Source organism: Pantoea sp. At-9b (genome assembly GCF_000175935.2).
GTDB lineage: Bacteria > Pseudomonadota > Gammaproteobacteria > Enterobacterales > Enterobacteriaceae > Pantoea.
Genome location: NC_014841.1, coordinates 121,490 through 139,055, shown reverse-complemented (window position 1 = coordinate 139,055; position 17,566 = coordinate 121,490). Strand labels below are relative to the sequence as shown.

At 50.8% G+C, this 17,566-nt stretch carries 16 protein-coding genes; 6 read left to right on the top strand and 10 right to left on the bottom strand.

The window, feature by feature from the left end; genetic code table 11:
* Positions 1 to 3 precede the first annotated feature (3 nt).
* Positions 4 to 1,329, top strand: a complete 1,326-nt coding sequence (locus PAT9B_RS27965; RefSeq protein ID WP_013512649.1) for an acetyl-CoA carboxylase biotin carboxylase subunit family protein — start codon at positions 4 to 6, stop codon at positions 1,327 to 1,329.
* A 24-nt stretch (positions 1,330 to 1,353) separates the two neighbouring features.
* On the opposite strand, the gene PAT9B_RS27960 is transcribed toward PAT9B_RS27965, so the two are convergent.
* Together PAT9B_RS27960 and PAT9B_RS27955 are read right to left on the bottom strand one after the other, a co-directional pair.
* A complete protein-coding gene (locus tag PAT9B_RS27960; RefSeq protein ID WP_013512648.1) occupies positions 1,354 to 2,424 on the bottom strand; it encodes a Gfo/Idh/MocA family protein in 1,071 nt (356 codons plus the stop codon).
* Positions 2,421 to 3,857, bottom strand: coding sequence for an NAD(P)/FAD-dependent oxidoreductase (locus tag PAT9B_RS27955; protein WP_013512647.1), 1,437 nt, complete (start codon positions 3,855 to 3,857; stop codon positions 2,421 to 2,423). The genes PAT9B_RS27960 and PAT9B_RS27955 overlap by 4 nt, the downstream gene beginning before the upstream one ends.
* A gap of 203 nt (positions 3,858 to 4,060) precedes the next feature.
* Between PAT9B_RS27955 and PAT9B_RS27950 the strand changes: the two genes are divergently transcribed.
* Both PAT9B_RS27950 and PAT9B_RS27945 read left to right on the top strand, forming a co-directional pair.
* On the top strand, positions 4,061 to 4,945 hold the full coding sequence (locus tag PAT9B_RS27950) for a transporter substrate-binding domain-containing protein (protein ID WP_013512646.1): 885 nt from the start codon (positions 4,061 to 4,063) through the stop codon (positions 4,943 to 4,945).
* Positions 4,946 to 5,214: 269 nt separating this feature from the next.
* The gene (locus tag PAT9B_RS27945) at positions 5,215 to 5,868 is read left to right on the top strand and encodes a GntR family transcriptional regulator (RefSeq protein WP_013512645.1); all 654 of its coding nucleotides are present in this window, start codon (positions 5,215 to 5,217) and stop codon (positions 5,866 to 5,868) included.
* A 43-nt stretch (positions 5,869 to 5,911) separates the two neighbouring features.
* Here the strand turns inward: PAT9B_RS27945 and PAT9B_RS27940 are convergent, their stop codons facing one another.
* Both PAT9B_RS27940 and PAT9B_RS27935 read right to left on the bottom strand, forming a co-directional pair.
* Complete coding sequence (locus PAT9B_RS27940; protein WP_013512644.1) at positions 5,912 to 6,844, bottom strand: ribokinase; 933 nt, start codon at positions 6,842 to 6,844, stop codon at positions 5,912 to 5,914.
* A 10-nt stretch (positions 6,845 to 6,854) separates the two neighbouring features.
* Entirely contained in the window at positions 6,855 to 7,736 is an 882-nt protein-coding gene (locus PAT9B_RS27935) for a MurR/RpiR family transcriptional regulator (protein ID WP_041526295.1), read from the bottom strand.
* A 236-nt stretch (positions 7,737 to 7,972) separates the two neighbouring features.
* Here PAT9B_RS27935 and PAT9B_RS27930 point away from each other — a divergent pair, with 236 nt between their 5' ends.
* Both PAT9B_RS27930 and PAT9B_RS27925 read left to right on the top strand, forming a co-directional pair.
* On the top strand, positions 7,973 to 8,923 hold the full coding sequence (locus tag PAT9B_RS27930; protein ID WP_013512642.1) for a sugar phosphate isomerase/epimerase: 951 nt from the start codon (positions 7,973 to 7,975) through the stop codon (positions 8,921 to 8,923).
* Positions 8,924 to 8,985: 62 nt separating this feature from the next.
* Positions 8,986 to 10,221, top strand: a complete 1,236-nt coding sequence (locus tag PAT9B_RS27925; RefSeq protein WP_013512641.1) for an MFS transporter — start codon at positions 8,986 to 8,988, stop codon at positions 10,219 to 10,221.
* 57 nt (positions 10,222 to 10,278) lie between these two features.
* Here PAT9B_RS27925 and PAT9B_RS27920 read toward each other — a convergent pair whose 3' ends face one another.
* The 6 genes from PAT9B_RS27920 to PAT9B_RS27895 form a co-directional block, all read right to left on the bottom strand.
* Complete coding sequence (locus PAT9B_RS27920; RefSeq protein WP_041526313.1) at positions 10,279 to 11,688, bottom strand: 6-phospho-beta-glucosidase; 1,410 nt, start codon at positions 11,686 to 11,688, stop codon at positions 10,279 to 10,281.
* A gap of 134 nt (positions 11,689 to 11,822) precedes the next feature.
* Positions 11,823 to 12,623, bottom strand: a complete 801-nt coding sequence (locus PAT9B_RS27915; protein WP_041526312.1) for a Cof-type HAD-IIB family hydrolase — start codon at positions 12,621 to 12,623, stop codon at positions 11,823 to 11,825.
* 110 nt (positions 12,624 to 12,733) lie between these two features.
* Entirely contained in the window at positions 12,734 to 14,173 is a 1,440-nt protein-coding gene (locus tag PAT9B_RS27910) for a 6-phospho-beta-glucosidase (protein WP_013512638.1), read from the bottom strand.
* A 38-nt stretch (positions 14,174 to 14,211) separates the two neighbouring features.
* Entirely contained in the window at positions 14,212 to 14,544 is a 333-nt protein-coding gene (locus PAT9B_RS27905; RefSeq protein ID WP_041526311.1) for a PTS lactose/cellobiose transporter subunit IIA, read from the bottom strand.
* Positions 14,544 to 15,860, bottom strand: coding sequence for a PTS cellobiose transporter subunit IIC (locus PAT9B_RS27900; protein ID WP_013512636.1), 1,317 nt, complete (start codon positions 15,858 to 15,860; stop codon positions 14,544 to 14,546). Before PAT9B_RS27900 ends, PAT9B_RS27905 begins: the two co-directional genes overlap by 1 nt.
* Complete coding sequence (locus tag PAT9B_RS27895; RefSeq protein ID WP_013512635.1) at positions 15,860 to 16,180, bottom strand: PTS sugar transporter subunit IIB; 321 nt, start codon at positions 16,178 to 16,180, stop codon at positions 15,860 to 15,862. The genes PAT9B_RS27900 and PAT9B_RS27895 overlap by 1 nt, the downstream gene beginning before the upstream one ends.
* Positions 16,181 to 16,450: 270 nt before the next feature.
* Here PAT9B_RS27895 and PAT9B_RS27890 point away from each other — a divergent pair, with 270 nt between their 5' ends.
* On the top strand, positions 16,451 to 17,464 hold the full coding sequence (locus PAT9B_RS27890) for a LacI family DNA-binding transcriptional regulator (RefSeq protein WP_013512634.1): 1,014 nt from the start codon (positions 16,451 to 16,453) through the stop codon (positions 17,462 to 17,464).
* The last annotated feature ends 102 nt before the right edge of the window (positions 17,465 to 17,566 follow it).

Here is a 17,566-nt window from a genome sequence, read left to right as displayed (position 1 = left end):
GTTATGAAAAAAGCCATTATTTTTATTCATCCCTGGATGTGGGCCGAAGATGCTTTTGAGGCCTGTCGCCGCAAAGATTATTGCATCCTGGCAGTGCTTACCACTTTTGAAACTCTACGTATTGATACTCACTGGCTCACCCAACACGCTGACTATCTGATTCAGTCTGGAGGCGACGCAAATAAAGATGTATTTAATATCAATAGGTTGCTTCGCGGACACAACGCTGAAGCAGCCTGTGTCGTAAACGGTCTGGATGCCGCATTAAGTTATGCGGATGCTATCAGCCGTTTGCTGAACCTGGCCCCCCTGGCGACAAAAGCTGAGATTTTTTTAAACAAACATACTTTTAATACCTACCTCAGTTCACGAGGGTTGTCTGTCATTCCGGGTATAGAAATAACGTCACTCACCGACGTCCAGGGGAAAAAAGCGTTACTTGAGGGAATTGGTTATCCATTAGTGGCTAAGCCCTCTGAAGATACCGCTGCGATGGCTGATGTCAGAGTGCTCTATTCTGCCAATGAATTAATGGACTACCTACGCAAAACGCTTGGCAAGAAAAACACATATTATCCTGACCGGGACATCGCCAGGATCAGTGTTCAGCAATATATCCCGGCCACCAGCAGAGAATTCTTTATTGATTTTCTGACCATAGATGGCAGGCACTGCCTGGTTGGAGCCGGAGAGTATCTCTATGATGAAAACAGAACCCTTAAAGGGATTGAAATCTATGACGCTGACAGCCCGGCCCTGCCTGACAACGTCATCCGCTACGTGTCCGATATCCTTAACGCTTCGGGTATGCTTAACGGGTTCACCCATAATGAAGTTTTTCTGACCAAAGAAAACGCCGTTCTGCTTGTTGAAAGTAATCCACGCCATTGCGGCCAGCCCAGTTCAACGCTTTACAAAGTGATCTATGGCAGACACCGCATGGATTTGTTGCTGGATGCCATCGAGGGAGTCTCCCCGTCCGAAAAAGAAGGGATTGTCAGAAAAGGGCCTTTGGCCCGTGCACTGCATCTTTATAATTTTTCGACTGAACGGCCCGACACAATAAATTCCGACGGGATAGTGTCAGAGATGAGAATTCTCTCATTTAAGGGTAGGGAACGAGATAGACTTCCTGCTGATTTCTATCGCACCCCAGACAGAATCAATCAGATTTCAGCCATTGTGATGCTGGTCAACCCCTCGGACACACAATTACTCATCGACAGCAACACACTCCGGGACAGGGAAACCGCTGGCACGCTGTTTATTCGCTCACGCCAATCCACATGCCAGGGATGCTGCGCTGACTGTCAGACTCGAAACCGGTAATGCAGCTCTCGACGTGACCCAGGTTCACGTTATAACCGCTACAGACGATGTAAGCGTGGAAACCTCAATCACCTTCCCTTCCCGTGCCGCCCGATACATCGCCTCCACCACCTTGACTGACAACATGGCGCGTTCGCCATCGGCGGCAATCTCACCCAGTTGCAGACGCTGCACAATCGCCTGCAACTGGCGCAGTTGGCCGTCGGTGGGATAGTCACGCGGGTCCGTCGGGTCGGCAAAACTAAAACTTGGCGGAATGGTATGGCTCTGGCCGCTTTCGGCCGTGCTGCGAAAAATGATCTGATCATGCTCCCCGTTGATCATTATCGAACCCTGAGTGCCGCTGATGGTCAGCAGATGACGTTGTCCGGGATACGCGCAGGTGGAAGATGATAGCGTCCCCAACACACCGGAGGTGAAATGCAGTACCGCCACGGCGACATCTTCGGTTTCAATCGGATGATAAGCGGTGCGCGTGGCGGCATACAGCGCATGCACCGGGCCAAGCAGAAACTGCACCAGGTCAATCAGATGCGTGGTTTGGGTGATCAGGCAGCCACCGCCCTCCAATGCCTGAGTGCCGCGCCAGGCATCACGGGTGTAATACCGATGGGGACGAAACTGGTTATCTACGATGTTGACCAACGTAATCTCACCCAGCCGCCCCGCCGCAATATCCTCTGCCACCTGACGGGCGGCATCGGAATAGACACGTTGATAAATCACAAACAGCCCCACGCCTGCCATCCGGCAGGCGTCGATAATGTTTTGTGCACGTTCTGTGCTAATTTCCAGCGGCTTTTCAATCACCACATGCTTCCCGGCCCGCGCGGCTTCCAGTGCATACTCGCGATGCAAGCCGTTGGGTGTGGTGATGATGACCACATCCAGTTCCCCCTCATTGAGAAACGCCGTCAGCTCATTAAACGCCCGGGGGATAGCATAGTTGGCCGCAAAGGTTGCGGCTTTATCGCTGTCCCGCGCCAGCACGGCGTTCAGCACTGCGCCAGCCACCTTTGCCAGCTCGCGGGCATGAGTTTCTGCCGCCGCCCCCGCACCAATAATGCCAAAACGAATAGTGCGGGTGGCGGTCATGCTTTCTCCTTTACCGCTGACAGGGTGCCGCGTTGCGTCAGAGCAGCCAGTCGCATTTTCAGCTGCTGTGCTTCCTGCGCCATTAAATGGGTACGTGCACGGCGTGCGGCCTCGTGGCCCGTTCCGGTGGCGATTTCCATATTGCCGATCTCGGCAAAGTAATCACCGGCGAAATGAATATTCACATCATGCCGTTCGCAATAACTCAGCATCGGTTGAAAATCGAAGCCTGCCGGACGGTAGGTATTCCCCGGCTCCCACCGCTGCACAATGGTCTCTTTCACATGTCCCTTCAGTTCCGGGAACATTTTGTAGACGTCGGCCAGATAACGATCACGGATCTCTTCATCGGTCAGCTTCAGCATCGCACGGGCTGGCGCACCGCCGGAATAAACCATCAGGCTACCGCCCGGTTTGCGCGGCCCGGTACGCAATGGGTTGGCGTGGTTAAAGAACATATCGAAGGATGCATCCGGCGTGGTGATGGCGTAGATATCGTCATACGGCATCGGTCCGGTTTCATCGGTGATGATCCCCATGGTCGGGAAAGGGCCGTACTGGACGTTTTTCAGCGTAGCACGCACATCATCAGGAATATCCTGCACGATCTGATCGGCAAAATGCGCAGGTACCGCGACAATAACTTCAGCTGCCGTCACCGTCTGCTCACGTCCTTCGCTCTCGAACACCACCGTGACTTTGTCACCCACTTTCTTCACGGATTTCACCGTGGTGTGATAGCGCACGCGGTCGCCCAGCATCTCCATCATCACTTCGCCAAAACGACCAGAACCACCGTTCAGGTTGAGTGCCATCGAGTCACCTTTACCTGCCCACACGGCCCCGAACAGTGAGACGCCGACCCCGGCATGCTGATCTTCCATTTCAGCTGCCGCACGACGCGCAGCCGACTGGAATAAGGCCTCAAGACGCTTCGGCAGTGGCCCCATAAAATCACGGAAAGATTCATCCGCCAGATAACTTGCCACACGGGCGCGACGGCGCTGGTTGTTTTCACCGATAACCGGTTTCATCGCTTCCTGCCAGCCTTTCACCGCTTTAAGGATTTTCAAGCCGCGCATGGCCAGCGCAAAACGCTCCCGCAGCGTCATCGACATGGTCAATGGCAGCGCGGATACCGCGTTAGGTTTGTACACTTTGCCGCCCCAATAGATGGCAAATTTGTTGCCCGGGATGCTGATCACATCCAGGCCAATAGAATGCAGGATATTACGCATATGCGAACCGGCTGGCGGAAACAGGTGCCCCCCGAGGTTAAGCCAGTAATCACCACGCGACATGGAATAGAGGCGCCCGCCAAGACGATGCGTTTTTTCCAGAACGAGAATATTACGATCTCTCAATTCCCAGGCTGCGGAACAACCTGAAGGACCACCACCAATAACAATGACATCAAAATCAGTTACTTCCATTCTCTTTCACCTCAATTGCCTGCATGTTCAATGTGATAGCCGTAGCGGCATGACGTCGCCTCCACGGGTGAGTAAAGCGAAAACCTGGGGCACTTGCAATGCTGTGTATAATGGGTAATATATTACCCGTTACATCGCATTGTCAATGGACTGCCTTTTACACAACACCGTCGTGCCGCAAAATCAACCTGAGGAGAGCGTTAATGAAAGTTTTCAGTTTCCGTCTGTTGTGCCTGGCAGCCACGATGGCGACGGGTGCGTTTTCTATAACTACAAGCTATGCACAGATGACCGTCGCCAAAGTAGATGCCGTTGCTGCTCTGGTTCCTCCTGCTATTAAAGACGCCGGGGTGCTACGCATCGCGGTACCGGATATCGGTAAACCACTGGCTTATAAAGAAGGCGGCAGCTTAAAAGGAATGGATGTTGAACTGGCGAATGCCGTCGCCCAAACCATGGGGCTGAAAGCGGAAATCAGCCTGATCCCCTTCTCCGCCGCGTTGACCGGGTTGCAAGCTAATAAATTTGATATCTCCTACGGCGAGTTTTATGTCACCGCTGAACGGCTGAAAACTGCGGACTTTGTCTCGAACTGGCAGGATTACAGTACGTACCTGGTGAAAAAAACCAGCGGTTTCAGCCCGAAAGTGTTGGCCGATATTTGCGGTCATAAGATGGGTGCCATGGCCGGTTCCGCCGAGCTGGCCACATTGAAAACTGCTGCCGATAAATGTGGCAGCAATGCCGCCACCATCAGCGCTTTCCCTTCCATCAACAATGCCGTACTGGCTCTGAACAGTGGTCGCGTTGATGGCGTGCTGATCAATCGTGGCGGCGCACAGGAATCAATTCGACTGGATCAAGGTCTGGATGCCTCCGGTGCGATTGGTGGTGGCCCCACTGCCACCGCGGTGGCACGGAATGACAACTCCGCCCAACTACTGGAAGCGCTCAAAGGGGCCTATGAGCATCTGATCACCAGCGGTGATTACGCGAAAATCCTCAATAACAACGATACCGCCTACGGTGCGGTGAAAACCATAGAAGTCTATAAAGAAGGCTCCACCCCACCGACTTACAGCTTCTGACCGATAAAACTCTCCCAGCCGGGAGAGTTTTTTTATATGGGGAGATGTCGTTAATCTATTGCCATAAGAAATCATTTCGCTGGCAAAGGAAAGGTTAGCCGATAACAAAGTCTGTATTTTCGTTATTTAACGAAATTAAAAGTTAATATCTGATAATGACTTAGATAAAAATCAAAGTGCATTATTGTCATACCAGCAGAGATGGCTCTTTGTCAGGAAACATGTCAAAATTACTGACATGTAGCATGTTATCGTTTACTGGAGTATCTATGGAAAACGTAAATCAATTACGGCAAACCAATCTGAGGGATCAGGCACTTTCTATTCTGAAGCTGCGCCTGCTATCGGGCGATCTTGCGCCAGGCAAAATTTACTCTGCTTCTGCGCTCGCCGAAGAATTGGGCGTTTCTAACAGCCCGGTGCGCGAAGCAATGCTGACGCTGGTAAACCAGGGCTTGATGGAAGCGGTGCGCAACCGTGGCTTCCGCGTGCTGCCCTTCAGCGACAAAGAGCGCGAGAACGTTTATGAACTGCGCATGCTGCTGGAAATCCCGTCGATGATGAAACTGGCCGGTTTGAAAGAACGTATTGAGCCGCGTAAAGACGAGTTCGCCAAAATTGCCGCTGATATGGTGCAGTTTGCCGAAACCGGAGATATCGCGGGCTATCTGGAAATGGACCATCAGTTCCATCTTGGCCTGCTGTCGTTACTGGAAAATGAACCACTGCTGGCGATTGTGGAAAACCTGCGTGATCAGTCACGTCAGTATGGTCTGAAGGCATTACGCGAGAGTGGCGGCCTGGTTAAATCCGCCGAAGAACATCAGCCAATCCTTGATGCGATGCTGGCAGGTAATACCGAGCTGACTGGCGAGCTGATGAAAAACCATCTCAGCCATATGGTGGGGGACTGGGCAGGCTGAATAATGTTGCCCGTCACCTGACGGGCAATTTAATGAATCAGCGTCAGTGACTGAGTTCGGATTGTTGCACACGCAAGGCATGCACCACGTCGGGTAACATGGGGAAAGAGCTCTGTCCGCCGTACTTTTGAATCGAGCAAGAGCTGATTTCAGCGGCAAAAGGCACCGCTTCCGCTAACGCAATCCCCTTAACAAGACAGTAGGCAATCCCACCAATAAAGGAATCCCCTGCCCCGGTGGTATCGACAACATCAGGACAGAAAACCGCAGGGAAATGTTGCGCGCCCGTTCCGGTTGAAATCACCGCGCCCTTTTCACCCAAGGTCACAATCACGTCTCCGGCAATACGTGCTTTCAAATGCGTGGCGCAGATTTGGGCTTCCTCAACGGAGTTAACCGGCGCAGCGTGCATAAAGCCCGCCTCCGTTTCGTTGACCACCAGATAATCGATCAGCCTGAGCGTTTCATCGGCAATATGGCGAGCTGGGGCATTATTTACCAGAATCTTGCTGTCCAGCCGGTGGGCTTTTTGAATGGCGTATTCTACGATAGCCGAGGGAATCTCCGACTGGAAAATTACCAGTGGCTTATTCTCGAACAGGTCATCCGTAATATCCTCTTCAGTGAGCAGATAGTTGGCCCCTTTGATGATCGTGCTACAGTAATCGCCCGACTCCAATATCTGAACAATACCAATGCCTGAGTTATTACCCCGTGCAGCAATATGACTGACGACAACATTGTTTTCAGCGAGCGAGGAAATTAACTCTTTGCCATAAATATCATTGCCAACGCAACCTACCATACTGACGTTTAGCCCCAGTTTGGCGCACTGAACCGCCTGATTCGCGCCCTTACCTCCGGGCATCAACATTAATTCATTGCCCGTGAAGGTTTCACCAATATCAGGCAGGCGATCCTGTTGCACCAGGATGTCATAGTTCAAACTGCCGATAACCACCACATCAACTTTCATAATCAAATCCTTAACTGACTGTGCGTTTAGAGGCCACAGCGTTTCTGGTATTGTGTAAACTTTCCTGGCTGAATTCACTGGTCTTGCTGGCGATAATGGTAAAGATTGCATCCAGAATATTCAGGTGAACTATGCGTGTTGTTGCATTTTCACCGGTAATCGGGTTGTTTTTAACCGATGAAATAATCGCATGGCGTGAAATATGACTTAACGGACTGTTAGGATAGTTGGTCAGACAAATCGTTTCTGCGCCTTTGTCATTCGCCATTTTTGTCATATTAATAATATCGGTGGTCTGCCCGGAGTGAGATACCGTAAGCAAAATATCACCGGGGCGCATCAGCGATGCGGTCATCAGCTGTTTATGGCTATCACTGAATACCGACGAAAAAATACCAATCTTAAGCAGCTTGTGGTTAAAATCTTCGCATATTGATCCGGATCCACCACAACCAGCAATCACTATCCGCGCATTTTCACTGCGGTGAATAAACAGCGCGGCTACGGATTTCACTACCGCAATATCTATCGCCTTAAGCGCATCCTGTAAAGCAAGGATTGAATTATACAGCGTACTTTCCACAATTTTCTCAGTATAGAACTCCCCTCCAGAAACAGGAGGGACGTCGATCAACTCCTCCGATACAGTGATGTGTTTTCCAATATTCATTTTTAAATCGTGGAAGCCGGTGAACCCCAGCTTTTTTGCCACCTTGGTAATACTGGCAACACTGACATCAAGATAATCAGCAATATCAGTAATAGACATGGAGGCGAGCGTTTCCGGGTTATCATCAATAAACCGTGCAATCGATCTTTCTTTTCTACCTAACTCCGGAGCCAACGTGCGCGCCAGTAAAAATATTTCGTTTCCTTTTAGACGATTATGCATACTTATCACCAAACAGAACAATCCTCTGGCAAAAAGGTTAGCATGTGGTTTCTGCGTGAAAATGTTAACTGCATCACAGGTTGTGAAATGTTTTATTTTTGTATTTTACTCCGAGTAAAATTTTAACCATCAATTTCAGATTATGATTTTACTTTTAGTATCATTTCAATCAGGGCATTTACCCCATGGCCAGGTTGCCTTATAACTCTGCCGATGTTCCATTAAAGGTAAAGGCTATGAAATTCTCATCACGCATCAACTCGTTTCGTTCTCGCCCGGAATTATTCTCAGCGAAGAATAATATGGATACCTGTGACCTTATTACGCGTATGGGCAAAGCTGAAGGATTGACCCATATCGAATTGAACTATCCTGAGCATTTTATTGGTCAGGATAAATCCGCTATCAAATCCTGCATCGCCGATAATGGTTTGCAAGTGGGCGGCATCGCACTCCGTTATAATAAAGAGTTTATTAATGGCGAATTTACCAACCCCGATGAAGCTTTGAGAAACAAAGCCATTAATATTACGCTTGACGCTGCGGAGATGTGCAAATTCCTCGGCGGCAATACGGTCACATTATGGTTCGGCTATGATGGCTATGATTATCCCTTCCAACAGGATTATTTCAGAGCCTATGAATTACTGGTGAGTGCCTTGCAACAGGTGACGCAGGCTCATCCTGACATGCAATTCAGCTTTGAGTACAAGCCTTATGAGCCGAGAACATTTTCCTTTATCGGAGATGTCTCTTCAACATTAATGTTGATCGACGATGTGGGTTCACCAAACTTTGGTATTACTCTTGATTTCTGTCATATGATCATGAAAAAAGAGAACCCGGCTTTTTCACTGTTCTTATCGGCACGCAAAAACAAGTTGGTTGGATTTCATCTGAATGATGGTTATGGCCATTTTGATGATGGACTGATGCTGGGTTCTGTTCACTTGATGCAGACGCTGGAATATATCTATTATGCAAAACGCGTGAAATTTGACGGGCTGGTTTATTTTGACACCTTCCCCAGCCGTGAAGATCCGGTAGCAGAGTGTGCGCAAAATATTCGCATGTATAAAAAGCTGGCGAACTTTATTGACCAAGTTGGTCTGGAAGAAATGGAGCGTCTTATCAGAGATCAGGATGCGATTAAAGTGCAGTCTCTGCTGTTGAATCTCATTAATTAATAAAAATATATTTATCTTACCTCGTCTCTCTATCCATACAGTGTCCTGCACTGGGGGGAACTATGTTTAATCTACTGGGTTTACCTAAAAATCTGTTGTGGGGTTATATTGGTCTGACAATATTCATGATTGGCGACGGTGTCGAGCAGGCATGGATATCTATCTGGTTAGTTGAAAAAGGATTATCGGTTGCCGAAGCCTCCTTCCTGATTACCGCCTACGGCATCGCGGTAACGCTGGCGGCCTGGGTGACCGGCGTCTTTGTGCAGACCCTGGGGCCACGCAAAGTGATGCTGTACGGTTTGATCGCCTTTGTGGTTGGCAGCATTGGTTTTATTGGCATCGGTTTGAAATCGATGCATCTGGCCCTGATGCTGCCATTCTATGCCATTCGCGGTATTGGCTATCCGCTGTTTGCTTACTCGTTCCTGGTGTGGATTAACTACAGTACCCCGATTGAGCGCCGTTCAACTGCAGTCGGCTGGTTCTGGTTTACCTTTTCCCTCGGCCTGAGTGTCATTGGGCCTTTTTTCTCCTCGCTGGCACTACCGGTAATGGGCGAGATCCATGTGCTGTGGACCGGGATGGGATTCGTGATTGTGGGTGCCGCACTGGCTATTTGGGTTAACCGCGACAAGGTTCCGGCGTCAGAAATCCACCCTTTTAGTGCCGCAGAGTTGATGAAAGGCATCACCATCCTGCAACGCCCGGTGATTGCGATGGGGCTGGTGGTGAAATCGATTAACGGCGTGGCGCAATATGGACTGGCGACCTTCCTGCCGCTGTATCTGATCAGCTTTGGTTACAGCAAAACCGAGTGGTTGCATATGTGGTCATCCGTATTCGTGGTGGCGATATTTGCCAATCTCTTTTTTGGCTTCTTCGGTGACAAATTTGGCTGGCGTAATACCATTCTTTGGGTCGGTGGCGTGGGCTATGCCATTGTGTTGGTGCTGGTGTGGCTGGTGCCTCAACTGCTGGGCCATAACTTCTACGTCATGGCTTTTGTCCTCTGCCTGTGCGGAGTAACGATGGCAGGCTATGTACCGCTTTCCGCCCTGTTTCCGATGCTGGCCCCCGAGAGTAAAGGTGCCGCCATGTCAGTACTCAACCTTGGTGCCGGACTGGGTGCCTTTATCGCACCGGCGATCACCGCGTTGTTCTATACCTCTTTGGGCGCGGGCGGTGTGTTGGGTATCTATGCCGGGCTGTATATCCTGAGCGCAGTGCTGACGCCGTTCCTGAAAACCCCCGATGAGCTGGGTGCTCAGGTGGCGATGAAAGATAAAGCCGCATGAGTCCGTCATACAGAATCTGACAACAAAAGCGCCAGTGGCGCTTTTGTTGTCTTTTGCTTACGCGTGCGTTTTTCTATCTGCCAGTAACTGATCAACAAACCTCACCACTTCCGGTTTATTTTTTTCAATTTCGGCGATTTTCTCCTTAAATTTCGGCAGATACGCTTTATGCGCGTACAACAGTTCATCCAACACCTTAATCGCCGTATCGCCCGCCGGAATCAGCGGATTGATGGTGAAGGCATGTAATGCTGCGCCATAATCACCGGTCACCGCCGCTTCGATCACCGTCTCTTCCATGGCTTTCATCAACTGGATCATGCCACGTGCCGCAGGCGGCAATGCGCCCCAGCGCAGCGGTTCAGGGCCGTGCGAGGTAATCGACGCCGTCACCTCCACGATGCAGTCAAACGGCAGGTCGGCAATCGCCCCGTTATTACGCGTGGAGACCACCATCAGCTTGCCGCTGTTGTTATGAATTGACGCGATCAGGTCACAGGCGGCATCACTGTAATGCGCTCCACCCCGCTGGCTGAGTTCTTCCGGTTTGTAGTTCAGGTTAACGTCTTTATACAGCTCAAACAGACGCGCTTCGGTTTTTTTCACCACCTCAGCACGGGTTTCATAGCGTTCGAACTCCTCAACCGCATGGGCCAACATCGGTTCCTGCAGGTAGTAGTAGCGATGATAACCACATGGCAACACGCCCAGATGTTTCACCTGTTCATAATGGAACGGGATCTGGTGAATGTTCTTAAGCCCTTCATCACTTTGCGCCCGATGCTCCGGCGCATAAATTTTATCGATCAACTCGGCGGTACGTTCGTTACCCTGCTGGTCCCACACACGATGCCAGTGAAAATGGTTGAGGCCGGCAAATTTGAAGAACAGATCTTTTTCCGCTTTTGCCAACACCTCACAGGCCTGATTGATATGACCAAACGGCACATTACACAACCCGACCGTTTTCTCCCACTTGCCCTGTTTAATCGCCGCTTCGGTCACCATTCCGGCCGGGTTGGTAAAGTCCACCAGCCAGGCGTTGGGACAGAGTTCACGCATATCTTTGATGATGTCGAGAATCACCGGAATGGTGCGGAAGGCTTTAAAGATCCCGCCTGCGCCGTTGGTTTCCTGACCGAGCAGCCCGTTTGCCAGCGGGATCACCTCGTCTTTCAAGCGCGCATCCAGTAAACCGACGCGAAATTGGGTGGTGACATAATCCGCATCTTGCAGGGCTTCACGTCGGTCGAGGGTCAGATGCACCTGCCAGTCCAGTTTTGCCGCAGCAATCATGCGTTTTGCCATGTTGCCGACGATCTCCATTTTCTCTGCGCCTGCGTCGATATCGACCAGCCACAATTCCGCGATTGGCAACTGCGCCTGCCGCACAATCAACCCTTCAATCAATTCCGGGGTATAGCTTGAACCTCCACCGATAGTGACAATTTTTATCTTATGTTGCATAGGACAGCACTCCGTCAGGTTACAGGTCAGGCAACAGCGTGCCAGCCTGATAATGACCAGCATTCGCCCTCACCTCGTGGATGATATTTTTCCTGGAGACTGAATATTTTTATTAAACCAGATGCGGGTCTTTATTAATTTTGCAGCGATAGAATGCGTTTAATGGTGTTTAATACCGCATTCTCATCATTGGAACGGGTAATAAAATTCGCCACTGCTTTTGTTTCGTCAAACGCATTACGCATGGCAAAGCTGTATTCCGCTTCTGCCAACAATTCAATATCGTTATAACCGTCACCGAACGCCATCGTTTCATGACGATCAATATTCAACATTTGCTGAAGTCGCCGGATGGTGGTGCCTTTGTGGACGCCCTGATTGGCAATATCGATCCACGCGGCTTCTGCTACCACGATATAAACCTGATGTTCAAAAGGCGTCAGAGATGGGCGCGTTTGCGGGCAGTTTCCGGCTGCATCGTAGACCGTAATTTTGACGAAGTCCTCCTTCAGGCTGCTGAGGTCCTCCACCTTATGCAGACTGGCATAGGACTGGCGAACACGCTCGGCCAGATACGTGGGGGTATCTTCACGGATCACTGCTCCGGATGGGGTACAGGCGATCACCACATGATCGGAATTCGCCTGATGCAGGGTGGCAATAATTTGCTGTCCGAGATGATTATCAATAAGTGACTGATAAAGAAATTCACCGTTGCGTTTAATACGGGTGGCACTGTCTCCCACAATCCACATATCACGAGAATTATCGCCGAATAACTCCTCCACGCGTTCACATTGTTTACCGGTACAGGCCGCAAAGTGGACACCTTTTTCCTGCATCAACTGACGCACTTCCGCATATAATTTACGGTCATAATCGCCCTGACTATTCAGAAAGGTGCCATCCAGGTCGCTGATAATTAATTTAATCACACTCATATCCCAGAAAATATGCCGTAGCGGCGCGATTCATCGCGCAGGTTTTCCTGCATCGCGCACGGGGCCGCGCGATAAATCACGCCGCTACGTGTTAACAGACCGACTTAAAGTTGTTCACCATTGCTGGCAATAACGGTTTTATACCAGTCAAAACTTTTCTTTTTGCTGCGAGAGAAATCACCGGTTTCATCATCATTACGATCGACGTAAATAAAACCGTAGCGTTTACTGTACTGGCCGGTACCGAATGATACGCAATCCAGGCAGCCCCATGGGGTAAAGCCCATCAGGTCAACACCATCCTCCAGCACCGCTTTCTTCATCTGTTCGATGTGCGCACGCAGATAACTGATGCGATAGTCATCATTGATCTCGCCATTGGCTTCGACCTTGTCGATGGCACCAAAACCGTTTTCCACGATAAACAACGGTTTCTGGTAGCGCTCGTACAACGCGTTCAGGGTGTAACGCAGTCCGACCGGATCGATCTGCCATCCCCAGTCGGAAGCCGGCACATGCGGGTTTTTGCGGCTGCCGGGGAAGGCTTCCAGTGGCGTATGCGCAGTTTGCGTTGCGGTGGCGTATTCCACTGCGTTGCTCATGTAATAGCTGAAGCCGAGATAATCGGTACAGCCTTCACGCAGCGTCTGCTCATCTCCAGGTGCCATTTCGATGTGGAAACCACGGCGCTCCCACTCCTTCTTAATATAAGAAGGGTAAGCACCGCGCATATGCACATCACCGAACAGATAACGCTGCTGCATCGCCTTTTGCGCGTACATCACATCGTCCGGGTTACAGGACCAGGGGTAGAGCGGCACCATCGCCAGCATGCAGCCAATTTTGAAATCCGGGTTAATGGCATGACCGAGTTTCACCACCCGGGCGCTGGCGACAAACTGATGGTGCAGCACCTGATACATCACTTCTTCCGGCTTCTCGTGGTCGGTGAAAATCACCCCGGAATTGCTGTAACCGTACAGCGGCCTGCGCCAGTTGCGCTGGTTGTTGATCTCGTTGAACGTCATCCAGTACTTCACTTTGTGTTTATAACGCTGCAACACCACTTCGCTGTAACGCACAAACAAATCGATCAGTTCACGGTTGAGCCAGCCGCCATAGTGCTGCACCAGATGCAGCGGCATCTCAAAGTGCGACAGGGTAATCACCGGTTCGATACCGTGTTTCAGCAGTTCATCGAACATCTGATCGTAGAACTGGAGTCCTGCTTCGTTCGGGGTGAGTTCATCGCCTTTGGGGAAGATGCGCGTCCAGGCTATCGAGGTGCGGAAGCATTTGAACCCCATCTCGGCAAACAGCGCGATATCTTCTTTGTAGTGATGATAAAAATCAGTCGCCAGATGGTTAGGGTAGTGTTTTCCCGCTATCACGCCGTCAGTGATCTCGCGATCCACCCCGTGTGCGCCACCGGTCAGCACATCGACGATGCTCGGGCCTTTACCGCCCTCATTCCAGCCACCTTCCACCTGATGGGCCGCCACGGCACCGCCCCATAAAAAACCTGCCGGTAATTTGTCAGACATAATCCTTCCTTTAAGTAGATTAACGACGTCTTGCGACATTAATGCGTTTGGGTTTTGCTCAGTTCCTGCACCTCGCGGTGCAGATAAATCAGTTCTTCTACCAGGTCACGGCACAGCATGGCGTTCATCAGATGATCCTGCGCATGCACCATGATCAGATTGACCGGGATCTTGCCGCAGCCTTCATCCGCGCCAATCAGCGAGGTTTGAATTTTGTGTGCTTCGCGTGCCGCCTGGCTGGCGTTTTCCAGCATGGCATCCACCACAGTCCAGTTGTGTTTCCGTGCCTCCTGCAAGGCCTGCATCGCTGAGGAGCGCGCTTCTCCGGCGTGGATAATCAGTTCCATCACCGTGGTTTCCATATCGTTCATCATTTCATCTCCTCTGCCAGGGTTGCGTTAGCCATCTCCGCTTCCTGTTGCAGCAGTTGGCGCTCATACATTTTGAAAAACGGGTAATAAATCAGGGTCGACAAGCCAATCAGGAAGATCACCAGTATCACCGCACGCCAGTCCCAGCCGGTGGACCAGGCCGCACCAATCGGTCCGGGGGTGGTCCAGGGGGCGAGTGAAATCACGTGGTTGATCAGATTGGTACGCGTGGCTGTCCAGGCAATGATGGCGTTCAGCAGCGGCGTGGTAATAAACGGAATGAACAGCAGCGGGTTCATCACCACCGGCGAGCCGAAGATAATCGGTTCGTTAATGTTGAACATGCCGGGTACCAAGCCGAGACGGCCGATAGAACGCAGATGCGCGGAGCGACTGCGCAGGTAAAGAATAACCAGCCCCATGGTGGCACCTGAACCCCCGACGGTAATAAAGAACTGCCAGAACGGTTCAATAAAGATTTTTGGAATTGGCTCCCCGGCAGTTAACGCTTCCTGATTGAGACCCAGATTACTCAACCAGAACGCCTGCAAAATGCCGCCAACAATCGCTGCGCCATGAATACCGGCAAACCACAGCAGATGGCATAACAGCACCGCAATCAACACCGCAGGCAGGGAGTCAGCCGCCGAGATGATCGGGGCAAACACCGCCATAATCGCCTGAGGAATGAGTAAGCCGAAGTGGCTCTGCATAAACAGATTCAGCGGATAGAGGGTCAGGAAGATCACCACAATCGGGATCAGCAGGTCGAAGGACTGGCGGATTTTCGGCGGCACCTGTTCCGGCAGTTTGAAACCGATGTTGTACTTCACCAGCAGATGCATCACTTCGGTACAATACAGGCTGATAAGTATCGCGGTGAATATTCCTTCCCCACCGAGCGAAGCAACAGAAAGGGTGCCATCTTTGGCCGGCGCAGCGACCACCAGGAACGTCATCAACGCCAACAGCGCCGCCATCAGACCGTTGAGTTTGTAGCTCTGTGCCAGGTTATAGGCGATAGCGCCGGTGATAAACACCGCCATAATGCCCATCGTCATGTTATAGGGCATCATCAGTTGGTCGTTGTACTGTCTGACAATACCCAGCCACCACTGAGCAAACCCCCACTGGCTGGTTTCACTGAACGGAGGATGCGAGAACAGCAGCATAAAAGAGCCAACAATTAAAAATGGCATCGACGCAATAAAACCATCTTTAATCGCCACCACATGTCGCTGCGAGGAGAGCCGCGCGGCAATCGGACTGATACGATTCTCGATCACCCCAAATAATGAATCAGCCAGTGTGCTCATTAAGCCCCCTTGTGGGAATCAATCAGGGAAAGGGCAGACTTCAGAATTTTTTCACCATTCAGCATGCCGTAATCCATGGTATTAATGACGGTGACGGGTTTATTAAATTCTGCTGCGCGTTGTTGGAAATCAGCGAGTTTGTATTTGATTTGTGGACCGAGCAGACAGCAGTCGTAATCCGCGATTTTATCCCTGAACTCCTCCATGCCAACCGCCTCGATACGGGCATCCAGACTCAGTTGCACCGCGGCTTTCTCCATTCTCTGCACCACCATGCTGGTGGACATTCCTGCTGAGCAACACAATAAGATTTTAACCATGACACCCTCCTTTTTTTCTAAATTCTTACGCGTCACTCGCCACATCTGCAACCGGTTACAGATTCATTTATCTTTTTTGTGATCTATAACTCAAACGAAGTATCACGTTATTTTGTGATGAAGTTAAAATAATCTGCAACCGGTTTCAGATTATCCCATTGTCAGGGCGTTTAATTTTAACGATATCGGCAACGCATTATTTTCCGGCAGGCTTTTACTGTTAGCGGGGTTATTGGTTACAATGGGTTGGTGAGCTAACAAGGAACATGAATGATTACCATGCTTGATGTTGCCCAACGCGCAGGCGTTTCGAAGGCAACCGTATCCCGCGTACTGGCCGGACACAGTTATGTGTCCAAAACGGTGCGCGACAAAGTGATGCAGGCAGTTGACGAGATGGGCTATCGCCCCAATCTGGTGGCGCGTAACCTGGCGACCAACCGTTCGCATAGCATTGGTCTGATGGTGCCCAACACCCTGTATCATGGGCCGTTTTTCAGCGAACTGATGTTTCAGGTGGCGACCCTGACCGAGCAACTTGGCTCCCAACTGGTATTGGCCGATGGTAAACACAATGCGCAACAAGAACGCGACGCGATTCATTTCCTCATCGACAGCCGTTGTGATGCGGTGATCATTTACCCACGCTACCTGAGCGTGGAAGAAATCGACGCATTGATCCCCACCCTGAGCAAACCGCTGATCATCCTGAACCGTCGCTTAAAAAAATTCCCCCAATATTCCGTTTGTGCCGACCATGAGAAAGACACTTGCGATGCGGTGAACTATTTGATTCGCCGTGGACATCGCGATATCGCGTTTATCAAAGGGATGGGCAGTTCACACACCGGCCTCAGCCGTTTGAAAGGGTTCCAGGCCGCCATGACCCAGAATAATTTGCCGATGGCACCGGCGTTAATGCTGGATGGGTGCTGGACCATGGAAAGCGGTAAGCGAGCCGCCGAGGAATTGCTGGCACGCAACGTGACATTCTCGGCGATTGTCGCCAGTAACGACGATATGGCTATCGGAGCCGCCTCTGCCCTGCACAATGCGGGCAAGCGGATGCCGCAGGATGTCTCCCTGCTCAGTTTCGATGATATTCCAATGGCGTCCTACACCATTCCGGCGCTGACATCGGTGCATGTCCCGATGGCCGAAATGGTCTCCAACGCCCTGGCGCAACTCACGAAAATGCTGGATGGTGAAGAGGTTGCCGCGCTGCCCCTGATGTGTGGCGAATTAATCCATCGACAATCGGTCTGTGATGGTCCGTATGCCTGAACAAAACGTCGTGCGCATCACAATTCATCATTAACCGTTCGGGATTGTTTTGACAGAACTTTGCCGCTGACGTTAGAACTGTCGTCAGGCGTGTAACTGGGT